This is a genomic window from Pseudomonas sp. 32_A, assembly GCF_017490905.1.
GTDB lineage: Bacteria > Pseudomonadota > Gammaproteobacteria > Pseudomonadales > Pseudomonadaceae > Aquipseudomonas > Aquipseudomonas inefficax.
The window spans coordinates 1-431 of the sequence record NZ_JAFGYI010000392.1 but is presented as its reverse complement, the minus strand read 5'-3'; the positions used below and the strand labels follow the sequence as shown (position 1 = coordinate 431).

The following is a 431-nucleotide window of genomic DNA, read 5'->3' as shown; positions in this document are numbered from 1 at the left end:
AATGAACGGTGCGCGCGCGCTTGATCGAATGCCGCCTGGCCGTCGCCTTCACTTCCCCTGCCATCTCCACCTCCGCCGCTCGGCCGTCGACCGTCGCAAGGCGGCCGCGATGCGTCGAATCCGGCGGGCACGACAAGGCGCTCGCGCAACGATGCCGCGTATTCTTCAACGAATCGAATTCGCACCGAAAAATACCGGTAGCAACGAACGCCGATCAATCATCGTCTGATATATTTTTTCGGCTTCGACGACGATGCGCGTCGCCTGCTTCGTCGATTTCATGCAACCGCACCCCGGCAACATTCGAACCCACATAGGCGTGCCGACCGACGTCGGCACGGCGAAGGAGAACGTCATGGATCTGGAGGAAGGCATCAGGCGGCTGTATCCGTATGCGGAGGAATTCGGCGTGATGCGCGGCTTCCCGGAAC

Annotated in this window: 1 protein-coding gene; it reads left to right on the top strand. The window is 61.0% G+C overall.

The features are described from left to right. Positions 1 to 229 (top strand): hypothetical protein (locus J5M58_RS27195; RefSeq protein ID WP_207880563.1); only part of this gene is annotated, 229 nt, incomplete at its 5' end. Positions 230 to 431: the final 202 nt, after the last annotated feature.